Origin of the sequence: Chitinophaga chungangae, from assembly GCF_017742215.1 — a bacterium.
Taxonomy (GTDB): domain Bacteria; phylum Bacteroidota; class Bacteroidia; order Chitinophagales; family Chitinophagaceae; genus Chitinophaga; species Chitinophaga chungangae.
This window is the reverse complement of sequence record NZ_JAGHKP010000003.1, coordinates 1,308,449-1,325,431: the sequence shown is the minus strand read 5'-3', so window position 1 is coordinate 1,325,431 and position 16,983 is coordinate 1,308,449. Positions and strand designations below refer to the sequence as shown.

10 protein-coding genes are annotated in these 16,983 nt (G+C 52.9%); 4 read left to right on the top strand and 6 right to left on the bottom strand.

Annotation, left to right across the window (positions count from 1 at the left end; all coding sequences use genetic code 11):
* Positions 1-2: 2 nt before the first annotated feature.
* The 6 genes from J7I43_RS19710 to J7I43_RS19685 all read right to left on the bottom strand — a co-directional run bounded on the left by J7I43_RS19710 (position 3) and on the right by J7I43_RS19685 (position 9,914).
* Positions 3-1,718, bottom strand: coding sequence for an FAD-dependent oxidoreductase (locus J7I43_RS19710; protein ID WP_209147577.1), 1,716 nt, complete (start codon positions 1,716-1,718; stop codon positions 3-5).
* 4 nt (positions 1,719-1,722) lie between these two features.
* On the bottom strand, positions 1,723-3,390 hold the full coding sequence (locus tag J7I43_RS19705) for a RagB/SusD family nutrient uptake outer membrane protein (RefSeq protein WP_209147576.1): 1,668 nt from the start codon (positions 3,388-3,390) through the stop codon (positions 1,723-1,725).
* Between the two features lie 21 nt (positions 3,391-3,411).
* Complete coding sequence (locus J7I43_RS19700; RefSeq protein ID WP_209147575.1) at positions 3,412-6,648, bottom strand: TonB-dependent receptor; 3,237 nt, start codon at positions 6,646-6,648, stop codon at positions 3,412-3,414.
* Positions 6,649-6,803: 155 nt separating this feature from the next.
* Positions 6,804-7,976, bottom strand: a complete 1,173-nt coding sequence (locus tag J7I43_RS19695; RefSeq protein ID WP_209147574.1) for a FecR family protein — start codon at positions 7,974-7,976, stop codon at positions 6,804-6,806.
* Positions 7,977-8,084: 108 nt separating this feature from the next.
* Positions 8,085-8,678, bottom strand: a complete 594-nt coding sequence (locus tag J7I43_RS19690; RefSeq protein ID WP_209147573.1) for an RNA polymerase sigma factor — start codon at positions 8,676-8,678, stop codon at positions 8,085-8,087.
* A gap of 204 nt (positions 8,679-8,882) precedes the next feature.
* Positions 8,883-9,914, bottom strand: a complete 1,032-nt coding sequence (locus tag J7I43_RS19685; RefSeq protein ID WP_209147572.1) for a S41 family peptidase — start codon at positions 9,912-9,914, stop codon at positions 8,883-8,885.
* A gap of 102 nt (positions 9,915-10,016) precedes the next feature.
* Between J7I43_RS19685 and J7I43_RS19680 the strand changes: the two genes are divergently transcribed.
* The 4 genes from J7I43_RS19680 (at position 10,017) to J7I43_RS19665 (ending at position 16,796) form a co-directional block, all read left to right on the top strand.
* Positions 10,017-11,423, top strand: coding sequence for a sulfatase family protein (locus J7I43_RS19680; RefSeq protein ID WP_209147571.1), 1,407 nt, complete (start codon positions 10,017-10,019; stop codon positions 11,421-11,423).
* 137 nt (positions 11,424-11,560) lie between these two features.
* Positions 11,561-12,157 carry an RNA polymerase sigma factor gene (locus J7I43_RS19675; RefSeq protein WP_209147570.1) on the top strand — a complete coding sequence of 199 codons (597 nt, stop codon included), beginning with the start codon at positions 11,561-11,563 and terminating at the stop codon, positions 12,155-12,157.
* A gap of 73 nt (positions 12,158-12,230) precedes the next feature.
* Positions 12,231-13,265, top strand: coding sequence for a FecR family protein (locus tag J7I43_RS19670; RefSeq protein ID WP_209147569.1), 1,035 nt, complete (start codon positions 12,231-12,233; stop codon positions 13,263-13,265).
* Between the two features lie 267 nt (positions 13,266-13,532).
* The gene (locus J7I43_RS19665; protein WP_209147568.1) at positions 13,533-16,796 is read left to right on the top strand and encodes a SusC/RagA family TonB-linked outer membrane protein; all 3,264 of its coding nucleotides are present in this window, start codon (positions 13,533-13,535) and stop codon (positions 16,794-16,796) included.
* Positions 16,797-16,983 lie beyond the last annotated feature (187 nt).

Sequence of the window (16,983 nt, the reverse complement as noted above, 5' to 3'; positions counted from 1 at the left end):
CATTATTCAGCGCTGCCTGTTACTAACCGCTGCTGGTTTGCTATCAGCGCCTGCTGTAATTTTTCATACCCAAGGTTTTGAACGCTTACTTTGTCGTCTATAGCCAGGGATGCGGCAATCGCCGCGGATTGGCCCAATACCATGAATACGGGTTCCATCCTGATAGACCCGAAAGCAATGTGGCTGGCGCTTAAACACACCGGCACCAGCAGGTTGCCGCATTCATTTTTTTTCGGGATGATGGAACGGTAGCTGATCGGGAACGGAGCGCCCACAGGGGCCGCTACATTCCCTTCGTTTTGAATGTACCCGTTGGCGTCCACATACCGCTGAACCATGTGCGAATCCATGGTGTATGCGGCCAGCCCGATAGGATCTTCCGCAACGGAGAGCCCTTCGCAATGATGCTGCGTCATCACGTAGTCGCTTACCATTCGTCTTGCTTCGCGGATATACAGCTGGCCCTGCCAGCCGTCTTCACTTTCGTACTCGTCCTTGCAGGTGCCCCATTGCGATACCACTTTTCTCACTTTTTCGGGAATACGGGGATGATTGGCTAAAGTCCACATCAATCCCTGCTGGTACTGACGGTGTGCCTGGATGATCTTTTCCCTTTCAGCGTAAGAACCGTCGGGGTATTGATAGTTCTGGCCGATGAAATTCGTGGAAAATCCTTTCTGGTTATTGATATCCGTTTTCCGGTTCGGCATTTTGCTGTTGATCCACGGCACCAGCTTGTCGCCATAGTCGTACATATCCTCTATCACACCGCCGGGGGCTGCTTCATAGTTCCTGAACAGCAGCTCATAATTGCGTTCGTTGTAGTTGGCGGGTTTGGTAAACGGGATCCTGTTGTCGGGATGGTCGGTCAGCGTCATCCGGAAACAATAAGCCTGTATCTTCTTATCCGCAGCTCCTTCTATGCCCGGCCCGCCGGGATTGATGCAGGGCAACAGCCCGCTCGATTTATCGCCTTTAATAATGTAAGGGTCTACGCCATTTACAAAATTATGGTACCGCGCATTCCTGGACACGGTTCCCTTCAGGGTTACATTCACCCTGTTGGCTTGTACGCCGTTTAACGTTTCCCGGTATTGTTTGTTCGATTCGCGGCCCAATGTATAGCTGACGCCCGCAGCGGCCATCAGGTCGCCTTCATAGGTCGCGTCTATGAACATTTTGCCTTTATATACTGTGCCATTTTCCATCCGGATGGCAGAGATAGTTCCGTTTTCCTTTACCACGCCGGTTTCCCTGTTCAGCCGCTCACCGTATACCAGCTTTACTTTTTCACGCGAAAGCATGTTGTGATATACCTTTAGCGCGGCAGACGGCTCAAAGGTCCACATGGCGTCTTCTTCTTTCGGGTTTTTAAAATACTCCGAACGGGACTGCCACTTCCAGTTAGACGGGTTATCGTAATACTCCCGGATGTTGCGGTAAAACTCCCGGGCTATTCCGCCAATGGCGGCTTTGTTGCCAATGTCCGTAGCGCCGAGGCCGCCGGTGGTCAACCCGCCGATCCGCTGCGAAGGTTCTATCAGCACTACCGTTTTGCCCATCCTGGAAAGTTGCACGGCGGCTGCCACGCCGGCGGAAGTACCGCCGTAGACTATCACGTCTGCGGTGATGGCCGGTGGCTGGCCGGCAATGGAAGGTTTTGCGCAGATAACCGCCAGTAATGAAAAAAACAATACGCGTACAATCGATATTCTCATAGTATTAATAATTTGGATTTTGTGCCAGGCTTGGGTTTGTGAGCGTTTCTATATTTGGTATCGGCCACAGGTAATCCCTGTTTGTTTTGAATATCCTCGTTTCCACTACCCGCATTTCGCTTCGATTGGGCACTGCGCTGTAATCGGGCGTTCCGTTGGCGTCTATTGCAGGAGCGGCCGCCGGCAGGCCCCTGGGTATCCGGCCATAAAAGATCCCGTTCATCAGCTGGTCCGCAATTTTCCAGCGGCGGATGTCGAACACCCGGAATCCTTCGCCGGCCAGTTCGTATTTACGTTCTTTCCGGATAATGGAACGCAGCTCTTCCCGCGTTTTACCGGCGGCAATGGAGGGCATATTCACGGAGGGGCGTTGCCTTACCGTATTGATGGCATCATACACCGTATTATCCACCTGGTTGGATTCTATTTTCGCTTCCGCGTAGATCAGCAGCACTTCCGCATACCGTACGCTGATAACGTTCAGCTCGGAGGTAGTGCGTTCTACCTTGTCCGTCAAATCGGTGTATTTGCGCCAGCAATAACCGGTGAACGTTGCGAATGCATTGGTGGCATCGGTATTGTTTACCCGCTTTGCCGGCGTGGTGTTATAGTCCCAGGTCTTTACGCTGTCTTTGTGCGTTTCAAACTGGAAGTTCATGAAAATACTGCCCGGCAATGCCACCGTATACCCCAGGCGGGGATCGCGGTTTTCAAAAGGTTTTGCGGGATCGAAGCCGGGAGATTTGTCGATCGAAAGGCCGTCGGTACATTCATAAGAATCTATCAAAGACTGCCCCGGCACCAGGCCGCTGAAGCCCGAAGCCATCCTGGAAAAAAATTGCGAAGGAATGTTATGCGTTTTGATCCCTTTCAGATATTGCAGGGCGAAGATGATCTCTTTGGAGGTTTGTCCTTTATAGGTGAACAGTTCGCCAAAATCCGGGTGCAGCTGGTAAACATTCAGGTCCATCACTCTTTTGGCGGCGTCTGCCGCAACGTCCCATTTTTCATTGTATAACGCGATCCTTGCTTTAATGGCGAGGGCGGCGCCTTTCGTTGCCCGGCCGCTTTCATTGGCGGCATATCCGGGCGGGAGGTCTGCCGCGGCGGCTTCCATTTCGGTGAGAATAAAGTTTACCGTTTCTTCTTTGGTGTTGCGCGGCACCTGCGATTCGTCCAGTTTTAAGGAAGTGGTAACGACCGGCACGCCGCCGAACATTTCAACGAGGTAATGGTAGTGATAAGCTCTCAGGAAACGGGCCTCGGCTTTCACCCGGTTATATAATTGTTCGCTGACGATGTTTTTCACCTTGTCTATATTGTCCAGCAGAAAATTGCAGCGGGCGATGCCGCTGTAAGAGCTGCTCCAGATGCTCAGGAAAAAACCGTTGTTGCTGTCGTGGCTGCCTTTGCCTACTTCCTGCAGCGTTCCGTTATTGCGGTCAAAACCCAGGTCGGTCACCTGGTCCAGTATCACCGGCAGCGGACAGTTGTGCGCGCTCGGGTGAAAAGGAACGGAGGCGTAACAACCGTTGATGGCTAACATCAGCTCCTGCTCGTTCGTGATAAAGGAAGATGACGAAGGGCCGTCCAGCGGATATTTCTCCAGGTAATTTTTATTACAGGCTGTAAAAGCCAGGAATGAAACGATGAGAATAATATATTTATGCATTGTCGTCAAAATTTGTGTTGCTTATAAGCTGGCATTCACACCAAACGTGAATACTTTTACCTGCGGATAGCCGTTGCCGATACCTACCGGGCTTTCCACGTCATAACCGTCCCAGAATTTATCGATGGTGAAAAGGTTGGAGCCGTTTACGTAGAGGCGCAGGTTCCGGATGCCCATTTTTTTGATCCATTCATCGGGCAGGGTGTACCCGAGCTGGATGTTCTTCAGGCGCGTATAGGCGGCATTTTTCATCCAGAAGCTCGAGTTCTTTTCGTTGTTCACCTCGCTGAAAGCCAGGCGCGGAAAGGCGGCACCGGTGTGCTCTGGCGTCCAGTGGTCTTTATGCTGCTCCTGCACGGTACCCCCTTCATAAAAAGGCATAATGCCCTGCCTGTACAGGTATCCGTCTGCCTTGCCTACGCCCTGGATCATAGCGCTCAGGTTAAATCCTTTGTAAGATGCGCCGAGGTTTATGCCGTAGGTAAACCGTGGAATGGTGCTGCCGATCACTACATTGTCCAGGTCGTTGATGATCTTGTCGTTATTCTGGTCTTTATATTTCAGGTCGCCCGGCTTTACAATGCCAAACTGCTGCGCATGTTCGGCCACATCCCTTTCGTCTGTAAAATATCCCTCGGCTTCAAGCCCGTAAATGGAACTGATGGGATAACCTTCTCTACTAACGGTAAGGCCTGTACGATTAATGCCATGGAGGTCCAGCACTTTATTTTTTACATCGGAAACGTTTACATTGACATAATATTCAAGCTCCCTGATGGCGCCATTGTAATTGACGCCCAATTCCCAACCCTTGTTGCTCACGACGCCGACGTTTTGCGGAGGAGCGCTCAGCCCGATGATCAGCGGGATATCCAGTACGTACAATATGTCTTTTGATTTTTTATCGTAGTATTCGGCCGTTATCGAAAGTTTGGAGAACAGCGCGATATCCAGGGCTACGTTGGTCATTTCCGTGGTTTCCCATGAAATGTCCACATTGGCCGCGGTATTCAAAGCCGCTGTGTTCACGATCTGTTTGCCTAACGTGTAGGAACCGAAATCGATCTGGCTGGCGAAGGGGTAATTCCCGATATTCTGGTTGCCGAGCTGCCCCCAGGACGCACGGATCTTCATATCCGATATAACGTGGGCCAGCGGCTCCATGAACTTTTCCTGGGAGATGCGCCAGCCGGCTGACATGGAGGGGAAAATGCTGTATTTGTTGCCCGTGGCGAACCGTGACGACCCGTCGTACCGGAGGTTGGCTTCGAACAGGTATTTGCCGCTGAAGTTATAGTTGAGACGCCCGAACAGGGATTGCAGCGCCCATTCCGCCGAGTTGCCGTTGGCTTTCTGATTTACGGCTTCCCCGGCCGCCAGCACGGGATAATCGGGGAGTATAAACCCGTCGCGGAATGCGGAGACGTAGTTGTTGCGGAAGTCTTCCCTTGAAAAACCGGCCAGCAGCTTTAATTCATGCAGCCGGATATTTTTTTCGAATGTGATGGTGGCGCGGACATTATTTTGAAACGACTTGTTGGCGGTTTCCGTCAGCGCGCTTTTGGTGGGAGAGAGGAAGTTGCTCTTTGTGCCGTCCGGCTTATAGGTTTGAACGATACGGTTAAATGTTTTCCCGATGGTTTCCCCGATTACCGGCGCAATGGTCAGTTCGGATCTCAGCCATTTAACGGGCTGGTAGTTCAGGCTGAAATTCAGGATGCCGGAGCGGTTGCTGGTCTTAGCCGTTCCGCCCACACGGGAAAACGCGATGGGATTGTCTCCGTTCCATCCTTCGCCCCAGGTGCCGTCTGTATTGATGCCGGCCTGGTTGGCGGGAATGCGGTTCATCCAGTGAAAAACAGCTTCCGCACCCCTGCCGGGCTCTTCCTGGACGGCGTTGATAAATTGCATGTCGAACCGGGCAGATACTTTTTCGGAGAATTTAAAATCGGTATTGTTACGGAAACTGAACCGGGTAAAGTCGGTAGTCTCAATCACGCCTTTCTGATCGAAATAACCGAATGAAGCGAAGGATTTGATCTTGTCCGTTCCGCCGCTCACGCTCACAAAATGATTCTGCTGAAAACCGGAACCGGTCAGCACTTCTTTTTGCCAGTCGGTTTCAGGGTACAGGTCGCGGTTCGCAGCCCCTTCGGTACGGTATTTATCGATCAGTTCGTCGTCGTACAGCGGCGCCCTGCCTACGTTTACATAAGCTTCGTTGGTAAGCAGCATATGATCGACGGCGTTTACCATTTTGGGCAGATTGGTCGGCTGCTGCCAGCCGGCATATGCATCGTAATTGACCGTGAGCTGGTTTCCTTTGGCCCTTTTGGTGGTGATCAGCACCACGCCGTTGGCCGCCCTGGAACCATAAATGGCGGAGGAGGCTGCATCTTTCAGGATGGATATGGATTCTATGGTATTGGGGTCGATATTGTTCATGTTTCCTTCTATACCGTCTATCAGCACCATGGGATTGGAATCTCCCAAAGTACCGATACCGCGTATACGAATGGTACCGGCATCGCTTCCCGGCTGGCCGGAACGCTGCACTACCGTAACGCCGGGCGCCAGGCCCTGCAATGCGGCGGAAGTTTGACCCACCGGCCTCACTTGCAGGTCTGCGCTTTTTACCGTGGAAACAGACCCGGTCAGGTTTACTTTTTTCTGTGTGCCGTATCCTACTACTACAATGGAATTCAGGCCGGCCACGCTTTCTTTCAGTATGATGCGCACGGGTTCCTGTTCTTCCACCGACACTTCTGCCTGCACATAGCCGGTATAAGAAACCAGCAATACCGCGTTCTCCGGAACATCCGCAAAACTGAACCGGCCGTTTTCGTCAGCCACGGTGGCCTTGTCGGTTCCCTTTACCCGCACGGTAGCGCCGGGCAGGGGAGCGCCTTTTTCGTCGGTCACGCTGCCTTTGACAGGAAAGAGTACGACCGCCGCTGTTTCCAGCGGTTTTCTTTTCACCACGATCGTATTCTGCAGTACCGTATACGTTAAAGGCTGGCCGGTGAAACACTCGTTCAATACCTTTTCCAGGGAGGCGTTGATCACCCTGATATTTACCGGCCTGGCCTCTTTGAGCATGTCCGCGTCATAAATGAACTCGTACCTGCTTTGTTTGCTGACCTCCCAGAATATCTGCTCGAGCGTGGCGTTTTTCCGGGAAAGCGTGAGTTTCTGTGCATAGCCTGCGGCGCTTGTTTGCAGGAAAGCAGCGGTTAAAAAAACAAAAACGAGTTTCATAACCATTAGCGTTTTGTAAGAAATAAAAGGCCGGCCCCTGTATTTCCTGAGGGGAAAATTCATAATTTTGGTTAAGTTTTTAGTTTTTAATAATGACAACCGGGAGCGGTGAGAACGTTCCTGGTTGTTTTTTTTTCTCTATTGTTGTCAGTCGTTTAGAACATAACGGTGATCTTCCCCGGTGTTTCCCCGGCAGCTTCTTCGATCCTGAACCGGATAGAACCTGTCAGCTCGAGTATTTTCAGTACATCAGATATATTATGGGAGCGGGAGATTTTCCCGCCGAAGGTTTTCCGGCCAGACTGCCCCTCAAACTGCACGGTTACGTTATACCAGCGGCTTATCTTCCGCATGATGCTGCCGATATCTTCATTTTTAAACACGAAATAGCCGTCTTTCCAAGCCAGCGCCGCATCCAGGTCAACTTCATACACGCTGATATCGTTTCCCCTGACCTCCGATTGCTGCCCGGGCCACAGCACGCTGCTCCGGCTGCCCTTTATGATCTTTACCGCTCCCTGGAGAAGGGTTGTATTCACGCTGGCCTCGTCTTCGTATGCCATTACATTGAACTTTGTGCCCAGCACCTGCACTGTTTGCCCCCGGGCTTCCACTTTAAAAGGCATTGCAGCGTTTGCCGCCACTTCAAAATACGCCTCGCCTTTTAGCCGCACGGTGCGTTCATGGCCAGTAAAAACGGTTGGGAACGTCAATTCGGAACCTGCGTTCAGCCAAACCGTCGTGCCGTCTTGCAGGGTCACCTGGTATTGACCTCCGTATGGGGTAGTGATCGTATTGTATGCCGGTGAAGTGGCCCCGGCACCTTCTCCGGGGCTTCCTTCATCGTAGACCAGCTGGCCTTCTTTCGTTTTGATGACCGTTGCGGCGCCCTGGCTGGCCAGTACGCCCTTGCCGGCTTCGTCCAGCGGGATCTGCGAGCCGTCTGCCAGGGTAAGCGACGCTACATTCCGCCCGGGCCTGATATCAGGCGCGCTGTTTTGTTTTACGATCGCCGGCTGTTGTTCAGGCGCATCTTTTTTCAAAAGGAAGAGGTAAGCGGCGATCAGCAGCAGCAGGGAAGCCGCGATGCCGGCTATCCAGCGCAACGTTCCCCGCTGCTTTGCCGGTGCGTCCGGTAGGGGCTTCATGCCCCGCCGGATTTGCTGCAGCATCTTTTGCTCCAGGGCATTTTCTTCCCCGGCGGGCAGCTCTACATCGCCTTTTTCGCCCAGGCGCCTGTAATAGTCTTCCACCAGCTGCCGTTCAGCGGCGCTTGCAGTACCCTTGAGGTATCTGTCTAACAATTCCAGGAAATTCTTTTTATCCATGCTATTCAGTTTATAAGAACCGGAAAAGGCGATATACCCTACGGTCCGCATCAGATTTTTTTTCGGGGAAATAAAAGGGGAAAGGTGGGGGGAAGCGTGATGGGCGCGTTAAAGGATCGCCCGGTATTCTGCCGCCAGTAAAATAATCACGCACATTTCGTAATTCAGGTTGTCCCGGAAATACCGCAGGGATTTCGATATTCTTTTTTCTACCGTTTTTTCGGATATGTTGAGCCTGGCCGCAATCTGTTTGTAAGTGAGGTTGTTTTCACGGCTTAAATAAAACGCTTCTTTAACATTCTCGGGAAGCCCGCTTAGCAGTTTTTCAAATAATTCACGTTGTTCTTTATACAGCAGCAGGTCTTCCGCCAGCACATCGATGGTAATGGCAGCCAGGCGGTCGTAGAACGCTTTGTCGGTTTTCTGCGCCCGTATCGCTTTTAAGACGCCGAAGCGGGCTGCCTGCTGAAGATAAGGCTTTAACGAAGTGATGTCCAGCGTATGCCTGCCGCGCCATATCCTGATAAACACTTCCTGCAGGATATCCTGGGCCGCATCGCCGTCGCGGATGATGCCAAAAGCGGTCGTATACAGCAGCTTCCAGTATCGTTTGTAGATTTCCGTGAATGCGGCTTCATCATCTTCTTTAAGCAGATGCAGCAGTTCCTGGTCGGCAAAACCGGTATAGTCGAAGTTACTCATGTACGGCTATTTTTCTGGTGCGGGAACATGCCTGCCCCGGCGATGTTGCAGCCGGTTTTCGAATTTGATTGAACAGGCGGGAAAAGGACGTTGGCGCTTTTTCACAAATGGGACCTATTTACACTCAATTTTACAATATTTAAATGAGATTTGAGTTTTTCAATTCCTTTATCCGAAAGCCGCGCCCGGTCCCATCAACAGATGTTACCAGGGCAGGTGTTTTATAAACGCGGCGATATCTCCGCCGGCGGGGAGCTTGCACGGGAAGTCCGGCAGCAGTTTATTTACGGCGCCACGCCCTGCCGGGCGCACCCATTCTTTTACGCCAAAACGCAGCTCCAGCCCCGTATGCGGAAGAACGACGGAGTACATTTCCCCGAAATGGGTGGGATGGCCGTCTGCCGGCGATTCGCCGGCAAGGGGCGCTATTTTGTTATCCTGCACCAGCGTGGCGAACATGATCGCGCTTGAAAATGTCCGCGGCCCAATGAGCACCATCACCTTCCCGGTAAAGCGGTAAGGAGGTTCGCCGGATGTAACGGTCCGGGAAGAAACATGCAACACTTCGCCGGGCGCGGCGTTTTTGTAACCTTCATCGTTAAACCCCCACGAAGTCAGCTTTGCGAGGTATTCGTCGCTCCGTTTCCAGTTCATGGAATAAGACTGGTACGACTTACCGTAAATGCGGTCTATCAGCATGTTGCCGACCGCCGAGGCCCCGCCGTCGTTACCGCTTACATCGATCAGCAGCCGCTGTACGCCGTCTTTTTTTACCAGGGTGAAAATGCTGTCGATGCAACGCTCGTATACGGGAAGGTCCTGGCTGCCTCTTGTGCCGAACGACCGTGCGAGGATGTAACCCGTATTGCCATACCGGCGATAGCTGATGTTGGTGGCCACACTGTCTGCGCGGTTCGGGATTTTGCGGCCGGCATCGGGTTTGCGAAGTGACAGGGCGGCATGTTCGTCTTCCAGCGGCAGAAGGGCCGCGGCGGCCTTTTGGCGGAATGCGGCGGCGGTTAACGGCGCCGTTAACCCGGCTTCCAGCGAATCGAAATATTTGACGTAGCGTTCCTTCGTATACTGCGAAAACGGGTTGGCGTGCACCTGGAACAATTGGCGCCGGATGAATTGCAGATCTTCCCGCAATGCGGACGGGGCATACAGGCTGTCCTGCGCAACGGAAGAGACTGCCGGGAACAAAAGCAGCACCATACAGGTGAGGCGTTTATGCATGAGAATGACGTTTCCTGTAAGATAGCGCTTCAGTGAAAAAAATAAAAGCGGGATATCGAAGAACCTTATCTTTATTATCCCCGGCTTTCATCCGGGATCACTATGAGATCAGTTTTTTTTATCGCCTCCCTTGTATTTGTAATTGCCGGTTGGAAGGACAGCAAAGCCCAGTCGCGGCCGAATATCATATTGATCATAGCGGACGATCTGGGCTGGAACGATGTAGGATGTTACGGCAATACCGCCGTGCGTACCCCGAATATCGACCGGCTCGCAAAAGACGGGATACGGTTCAATAATGTATTTGTGACTTCCAGTTCTTGCAGTCCCAGCAGGACCAGCATCATCACAGGCCGTTACCCGCACAGCACCGGCGCCGCCGAACTGCATACGCCTTTGCCCGCAGATCAAACCTTTTTCCCCGAGATATTAAAAAAGAACGGGTACTACACGGCACAGGCGGGTAAATGGCATGAAGGGCCTCATACGAAAAGGGCCTACGACACCCTGATTACCGGCGCTAAAAATGGTGTTGGGGGCGAAGGAATGTGGCTCTCCGTATTAAAAGACCGGCCCAAAAACAAACCTTTCTTTTGCTGGTTCGCCGCGTTTGATGCGCACCGGCCCTGGCAGCCGGATACGGCCCTTCAGCCGCACGACCCTTCCAAAGTGATCGTGCCGCCGATGCTGGCAGATACGAAGGAAACCAGGGAAGACCTGGCCGCTTATTACAACGAAATTGCCCGCCTGGACCGTTATGTCGGTGAAATAAACGACGAACTGCAACGGCAGGGCATTGCGGAAAATACGATCGTCATTTTTATGTCGGACAACGGAAGGCCTTTCCCCGGCAATAAAACGAGACTGAATGACGCGGGCGTAAAAACGCCTTTCATTATCAAGTGGCCGCAGAGCGGGAAAAAAGGAATGGAATGCGACGGGCTGATAAGCGCTGTCGATATTGCGCCTACGCTTTTAGAGATCGCGCAAGCGCCGGCGGTGCCTGTTATCCAGGGAAAAAGTTTTGCTGCTTTATTCAAAGATCCCGGCCAGCCATTTCGCGAATATGTTTTCACCGAGCACAACTGGCACGACTATGAAGCCTATGAACGGGCCGTACGCACCAGGGATTTCTTATATATTTTCAACGGCCGCCCGCAATTCCCCAACCAGGGCCCGCTCGATGCGGTGAACAGTCCGTCGTTTAAGGCGTTGTTAACCGCAAAGGGAAAAGGAGCGCTGACCAAATTGCAAAACGATATTTTCCTGTCGCCAAGGCCCGCGGAAGAATTATACGACCTGGGCAAAGACGGCGACCAGGCGAATAATCTCGCATCAGACAGCCGGTTCGCGGCAACGAAGAAAAAACTTTCCTCGGTATTGACCCAATGGCAAAAAGAAACCGGGGATACGCAGCCCGCGGCGTTAACACCGGACTGGTACGACCGGGTGACCGGCGAAAAGACGGATAAAAACAAGGTGAGGGGTGAAATGCCGGGGACGCGGTAACGGGACAGACAAGAATAATTTGAACGACCGTGCCGAACAGGGCGCCGCAAAGCCCGCCTGCGAAGAGATTTGACCGGGTAGTGGCGGGAATGTAAGGAAATTGCTACTTTTGATCCATATCAATCAAAATTACAGACTTGCCATCCCATACCGCCGATATCGAAAAAGAGCTCCTGCTGCAGATCGCCGAGGGAAACGAACGTGCGTTCAGGCAATTTTATGACCTGTACTGGGCGAAGTTGTACAACTACCTGATCCGGATCATCAAATCCCCGGAAATTACCGAAGAGATCGTGATAGACATTTTCCTGAAGTTGTGGACAGGCAGGGAATTGCTGCTGAACATCCAGCACCTGGACAGCTTCCTGCGAAAAGTAGCCTACAACAAAGCCATGGATTTTTTCAAGATAGCCAGCCGGGACGAGCAGCTGAAGCGGATCGTTGCCCGTGAAATGGAAACGGAAGAAACCTGCGGCGCCGATCACCGGCTGCTGGACGGTGAATCGAAAACCATACTCCAGCAGGCCATTCTGCAGTTATCGCCCCAGCGCCGTCTTATTTTCACGCTCAGCAGGGAGAAAGGATTAACGCATGACCAGATCGCCAGGCAGCTGAACTTATCCCGCCATACCGTCCGCAACAGCATGGCCGAAGCCCTGAAATCCATCCGCCACTACCTGAAAAACAATGATATCGAACCGCTGATAGCGCTCGGTATTTACTTTTCATCCTGACCGTCGTCCCTCGCCGGAAAAAAAATCCGGCCGGCCGATAGTACTACCTTCACCTTTTACCAGTCTTATATTTATGTCATCCAATCCCATCAGGTTAAAATACCTGTTCGAAAAATATTTGCAGAACAATTGCAGCAAAAGCGAATTGACCGAATTCTGGCAATTGATGTCGCAGCTGTCTGAGAACGACCTGGTGAGCGAAGAGATGATGGCGTTATGGGACAAGATACCACCGGAACATCAACCGTCCGGAAAGGCGGATCAGGAAAAGATCTATGCAAGCATCCGGGAAAGGGCGGAGGCGCAGCAGCCGGACTACAACAGGCTTCATAATAAAAAACGCTATCAGCCGCTGGTAAAGACCTTAAAAATAGCGGCGGTATTATTTGCCTGCCTTGCGCTGGCCTGGTGGCAACGGAGCGGGAAAGAGGAACAGGCCGCACCATCGCTGGCCGCGGACCATGCGCCTTCGCCGGTACGCCAGGTGATCAGTTTGCCTGACGGCACCACCGCCATATTGAACAGTAACAGCAAGCTGGATTATCCCCCCGTATTCTCCGGTAACAGCCGGGACGTATACCTGACCGGCGAAGCCTATTTTGACGTGCAGGAACGGCCCGGGCAGCCCTTTACAGTGCATACCGGGAAATTTACCACTACGGTGTTGGGCACCCGGTTCAATATCCGCAATTATCCCGGGGAACAGGACGTGATCGTGACCGTTGCCAGCGGAAAAGTGAAAGTGTCGGGAGAAGAAAAAACGTTGGGCATACTGGTCCGCAACGATCAGATCGTAGCGGACAAAGCATCTGGAACGGCCTTGCAGCGTGTAGTGGACGTGCGGCAGGTAACGGCATGGAAACGGCAGAACCTTTTTTTCAAGAACATGACGCTGGGAGAGGCCGTTGCCGTTCTGAACGATCATTATGACGCGAGCATCCGCTTCCGCAACGAAGCGCTGCGCCATTGCAGGTTCACAGGCACATTCCTGAGCGATAACAAGCTGGAGCAGGTGCTGGACGTGATCACGGCGGTGACGGACATCAAATGGCAAAAAGAAAACGATACCATCTGGCTGGATGGTGACGGATGTACGGGGAAAGAATAAAAAAAGAATAAAGCATATACCGAAAAAAGGCTACGCTGACTTGGGATCAGCATAGCCCGGCGTTTTAAGTGTTTCGAGTACTTGAAAACATATCCAAGTTATGAAATTTTTCATTACGGAATGGTGCGGCGATGCCGTGCCCGTCCGGAATGTCTCCTGAAAACGTGTACCTATATGCGCCTCGGTCTTTTGTCACCTGCTTTACTCTTTATTTTCGTCAATTTATTGCCGGCGATGCCCGTGAATGGTCAAAATATAAAAAGCACAATGGTTACGATCAGCTTAAAAAATGAGCCGCTGGAAGCAGGTTTTCAGAAGATAGAACAGCAGACCGGTTTCAGGTTTGCTTACGTCGAGCTGCTGCTAAGCCCGTACCGGCACTGGAACCTGCCTGCAGGCACGCGTTCCGTGGAGGAAACGCTCGACCTGCTGCTGAACAATACCCCGCTCGTTTACAAAGTGAACCGGAACAGCATCGCCATTCTCCGGAGAAAAAATGAGACAGACAGCAGCTGCACGATACGGGGCAGGGTTTTCAGCGAAGAGGGAACGCCATTGCCGGGTGCGACGATCATCATCAAGAACAGCGGCCGCGGCACTACAACCGACACTGCGGGAGCATTCGCGCTGGAACAGGTAACGTTGCCCGCCGTGTTGCAGGCGCGCATGGTCGGTTATGTTGCGCAGGAAGCGGCGTTAAAGGAAAAACGCACAGCCCCCGTTTTCATCACGCTCGAAAATGATACGAGATCGCTCGAGCAGGTAGTGGTGGTGGGCTACAATACGCAGAAAAAACGGAATATCATCAGCGCCATCACTACCGTGCCCGGCACTGAAATACAAAAAGCGCCGACCCTGAATATCTCCAATGCCCTTGCGGGAAGAGTGCCCGGAATACTCGCCACCACCACCAGCGGCCGGCCGGGCATCGGCGCGTATTTCCGGATCAGGGGAAAAGTATCGCTCAACGAACCGGGGCCGCTGGTGGTGATAGACGGCATCGTGCGGAACGACGAATATGGCAATATCAACCCGTATGAAGTGGAAACGGTCTCCGTACTGAAAGATGCGGCGGCCGCGTCGGTATACGGCGCCAGGGCGGCGGGCGGCGTGATCCTCATCACCACGAAACGGGGAACGGCCGGCAAGCCCGTGGTTACCTGGAACGGTTCCACCGGCACGGAAAGCCCGACACAATATCCGCGCCTGATGAATGCATACGAATACGCCACTTTGTGGAACCAGGCCAACCTCAACGCCGGCTACGATCCCCGAAACCCGGCCCAGGCCGGCAGGTTCTATTCCGCGCGGCAGCTGGAGGATTTTAGATCAGGCAAAGCGGGCACCGACTGGTGGAAGACCGTTTTTTCAAAAAGAGGCGCTTTATCGCAGCAGAATATTTCCATCAGAGGCGGCTCCGAAAATATCCGCTATTTCGGGATGCTGGGAACCGCCTACCAGAAGGGATTATGGGATGCTTACAATTTCAGGCGGATCAACCTGCGGTCTAACGTAGACGCGCGCATCAATGCAACGCTCACCGCGGGGCTCAACCTCGAAGCAAGGCGCAGCACTACCCGCGCCGCCGGCCTGGACGCTTACAATATTTTCGAGCATACCGTACAATCGCCGCCCGTTATTCCCGCATATACGGCCAGCGGAAGGTTTTACGACGCCATGATCCCGCATCCGCTTGCGGACATCAGGGAAAGCGGGGAGAATACGCAGCGCGACGAAGTGTTCCAGGGCACAATATTCTTTGAACAACAACTGCCTTTCATTACAAAAGGTTTGTCCGTAAAAGGCACCGCAGCCATTGTGAGAAGGCAATATTTCCAGAAATGGTGGAGAACGCCTTACCTGTTGTACAGCGAAGACGGCCAGGGAAACATCACCGGCGTACGGTCTATCGGCATCGGCGACCAGGTAAACACGTCTTTGTTCCAGGAATCGCGGCAGTTTACCAATAACACTTACAACATCTCACTGAATTACGCGAAAACGGCAGGGAAAAACGAGCTCAGCGCGCTTGCCTTATATGAGGAGATCGGGCAGAACAGCGATTATTTTAACGCCAGCCGGCGCGAGTTTCCCACCAATTCGCAGGATTATTTTTACGCCAGCGGCCCCGGCCAGCAAACCATCGACGGAAGATCGGCTATCGACGATGCAAGGCGTTCGCTGGTCGGCATCGTGAATTTCACTTACAATAACCGGTACCTGGTAAACGCCACCGTACGTTACGACGGTTCTTTCCGTTTCCCTCCGGGCAAAAGATGGGGGCTTTTCCCTTCCGTTTCGGCGGGATGGCGTTTGTCGGAAGAGCCGTTTTTACGCGACGCCGTTTTTTTCAGCGACCTGAAACTGAGAGCCTCCGCCGGCATCACGGGAAACGATAACGTAGGCGCGTACCAGTACCTCAATGAATATTTTTTTTCGCAGGGGCAGGTGCCCGGGAGTTTTCCGCCGTTCTATGCGCCGGTGCTGGATAACGAGCCTGCCATCGTATTGTACAACGGCGTATACGCCAACCGGAACATCACCTGGGAAAAACTGCGCACGGCTAACATCGGGGTAGACGCCACAGTGCTGAAGGGCAGGCTGGAATTGAATTTCGATTATTTTTTCCGCACCACGACGGATATGCTGTGGGACAGGGCCCGTTCCGTTCCGGCGACATTCGGCAGACGGCTGCCCAAAGAGAATTATGCCGAAATGAAAAGCAACGGATGGGAGCTGGTGCTGCATTATAACGGGCATACCCGGGCGCTGCAATACAACGTGGGCATACAGGGCACCTTCGCCGCAAATGAAATTACGAGGATAGACGATCCGGAGAACGGCCCTTCCTGGGAAAAACGGCAGGGCAGGCCGATCGGTTTCCAGGTAGGGTACAGGGCCGCGGGAATTTTCCGGTCGGAAGCGGAAGTGGAGCAATGGTATGGCGGAATGCAATTCGGCCAGCGGCAGTCGCCGGGAGATATCAGGTATGTGGACGTGAACGGCGACGGCCAGATCACTGACCAGGACCAGGACGTGATCGGCCCGTACGATATATTGCCGCAGCTTACGTACGGCATTTCAGGCGGCCTGCGCTGGAAAAATCTCGACATGGACTTTTTATTCCAGGGCGCTGCCAGGCGGTCGCTGATGCTGAGCATGGAAGCGATCACGCTTTTCCGCGGCGGCAGGTATAATTCATTCGCGTACCTGATGGACGCATGGTCGCCCGGGAATGAGGACGCAAAATACCCGCGCGCCGCTATAGACGCGAGCTTCAACAATAACAGGTATTCGACCTTCTGGCTGAGGGACGCGTCGTACCTCCGTTTAAAAACAGTCAATATAGGGTATACGTTCAACTGGCCGTGGCTGAAAAAAAATAACGGGAAACTGCGCGTATATGCCGCCGGGGCAAACCTGCTCACCTGGAGCCCTTTCAGGGAGTTTGATCCGGAGGCGGAGAACGGGGTGGGATATTATTATCCGCAAATGAGGAATTTCACGGTAGGCGCGGGGCTTTCATTTTAAACCGCGTGTAACAGGGGGGGAACCGCCTGCCTGTGCGGCAATCGCGGGAAACAACGACAAAAAGAACAGGAGCATTTTAACCGGTGCAGACCAACGTACGGTCCGCACCCGGGAATGTATTGCATATACTTTTTTATCGGGCAAACCTTGCCGGTGCGGACCATCATCCGCCCCTGGCGATCTATTG

What these genes read in the sequence shown, in the direction of transcription:
- J7I43_RS19690 (WP_209147573.1), bottom strand. Translation starts at nt 8,678, where the DNA reads ATGAGTAACTTCGACTATACCGGTTTTGCCGACCAGGAACTGCTGCAT.
- J7I43_RS19710 (WP_209147577.1), bottom strand. Translation starts at nt 1,718, where the DNA reads ATGAGAATATCGATTGTACGCGTATTGTTTTTTTCATTACTGGCGGTT.
- J7I43_RS19685 (WP_209147572.1), bottom strand. Translation starts at nt 9,914, where the DNA reads ATGCATAAACGCCTCACCTGTATGGTGCTGCTTTTGTTCCCGGCAGTC.
- J7I43_RS19705 (WP_209147576.1), bottom strand. Translation starts at nt 3,390, where the DNA reads ATGCATAAATATATTATTCTCATCGTTTCATTCCTGGCTTTTACAGCC.
- J7I43_RS19670 (WP_209147569.1), top strand. Translation starts at nt 12,231, where the DNA reads ATGTCATCCAATCCCATCAGGTTAAAATACCTGTTCGAAAAATATTTG.
- J7I43_RS19665 (WP_209147568.1), top strand. Translation starts at nt 13,533, where the DNA reads ATGGTTACGATCAGCTTAAAAAATGAGCCGCTGGAAGCAGGTTTTCAG.
- J7I43_RS19700 (WP_209147575.1), bottom strand. Translation starts at nt 6,648, where the DNA reads ATGAAACTCGTTTTTGTTTTTTTAACCGCTGCTTTCCTGCAAACAAGC.
- J7I43_RS19695 (WP_209147574.1), bottom strand. Translation starts at nt 7,976, where the DNA reads ATGGATAAAAAGAATTTCCTGGAATTGTTAGACAGATACCTCAAGGGT.
- J7I43_RS19680 (WP_209147571.1), top strand. Translation starts at nt 10,017, where the DNA reads ATGAGATCAGTTTTTTTTATCGCCTCCCTTGTATTTGTAATTGCCGGT.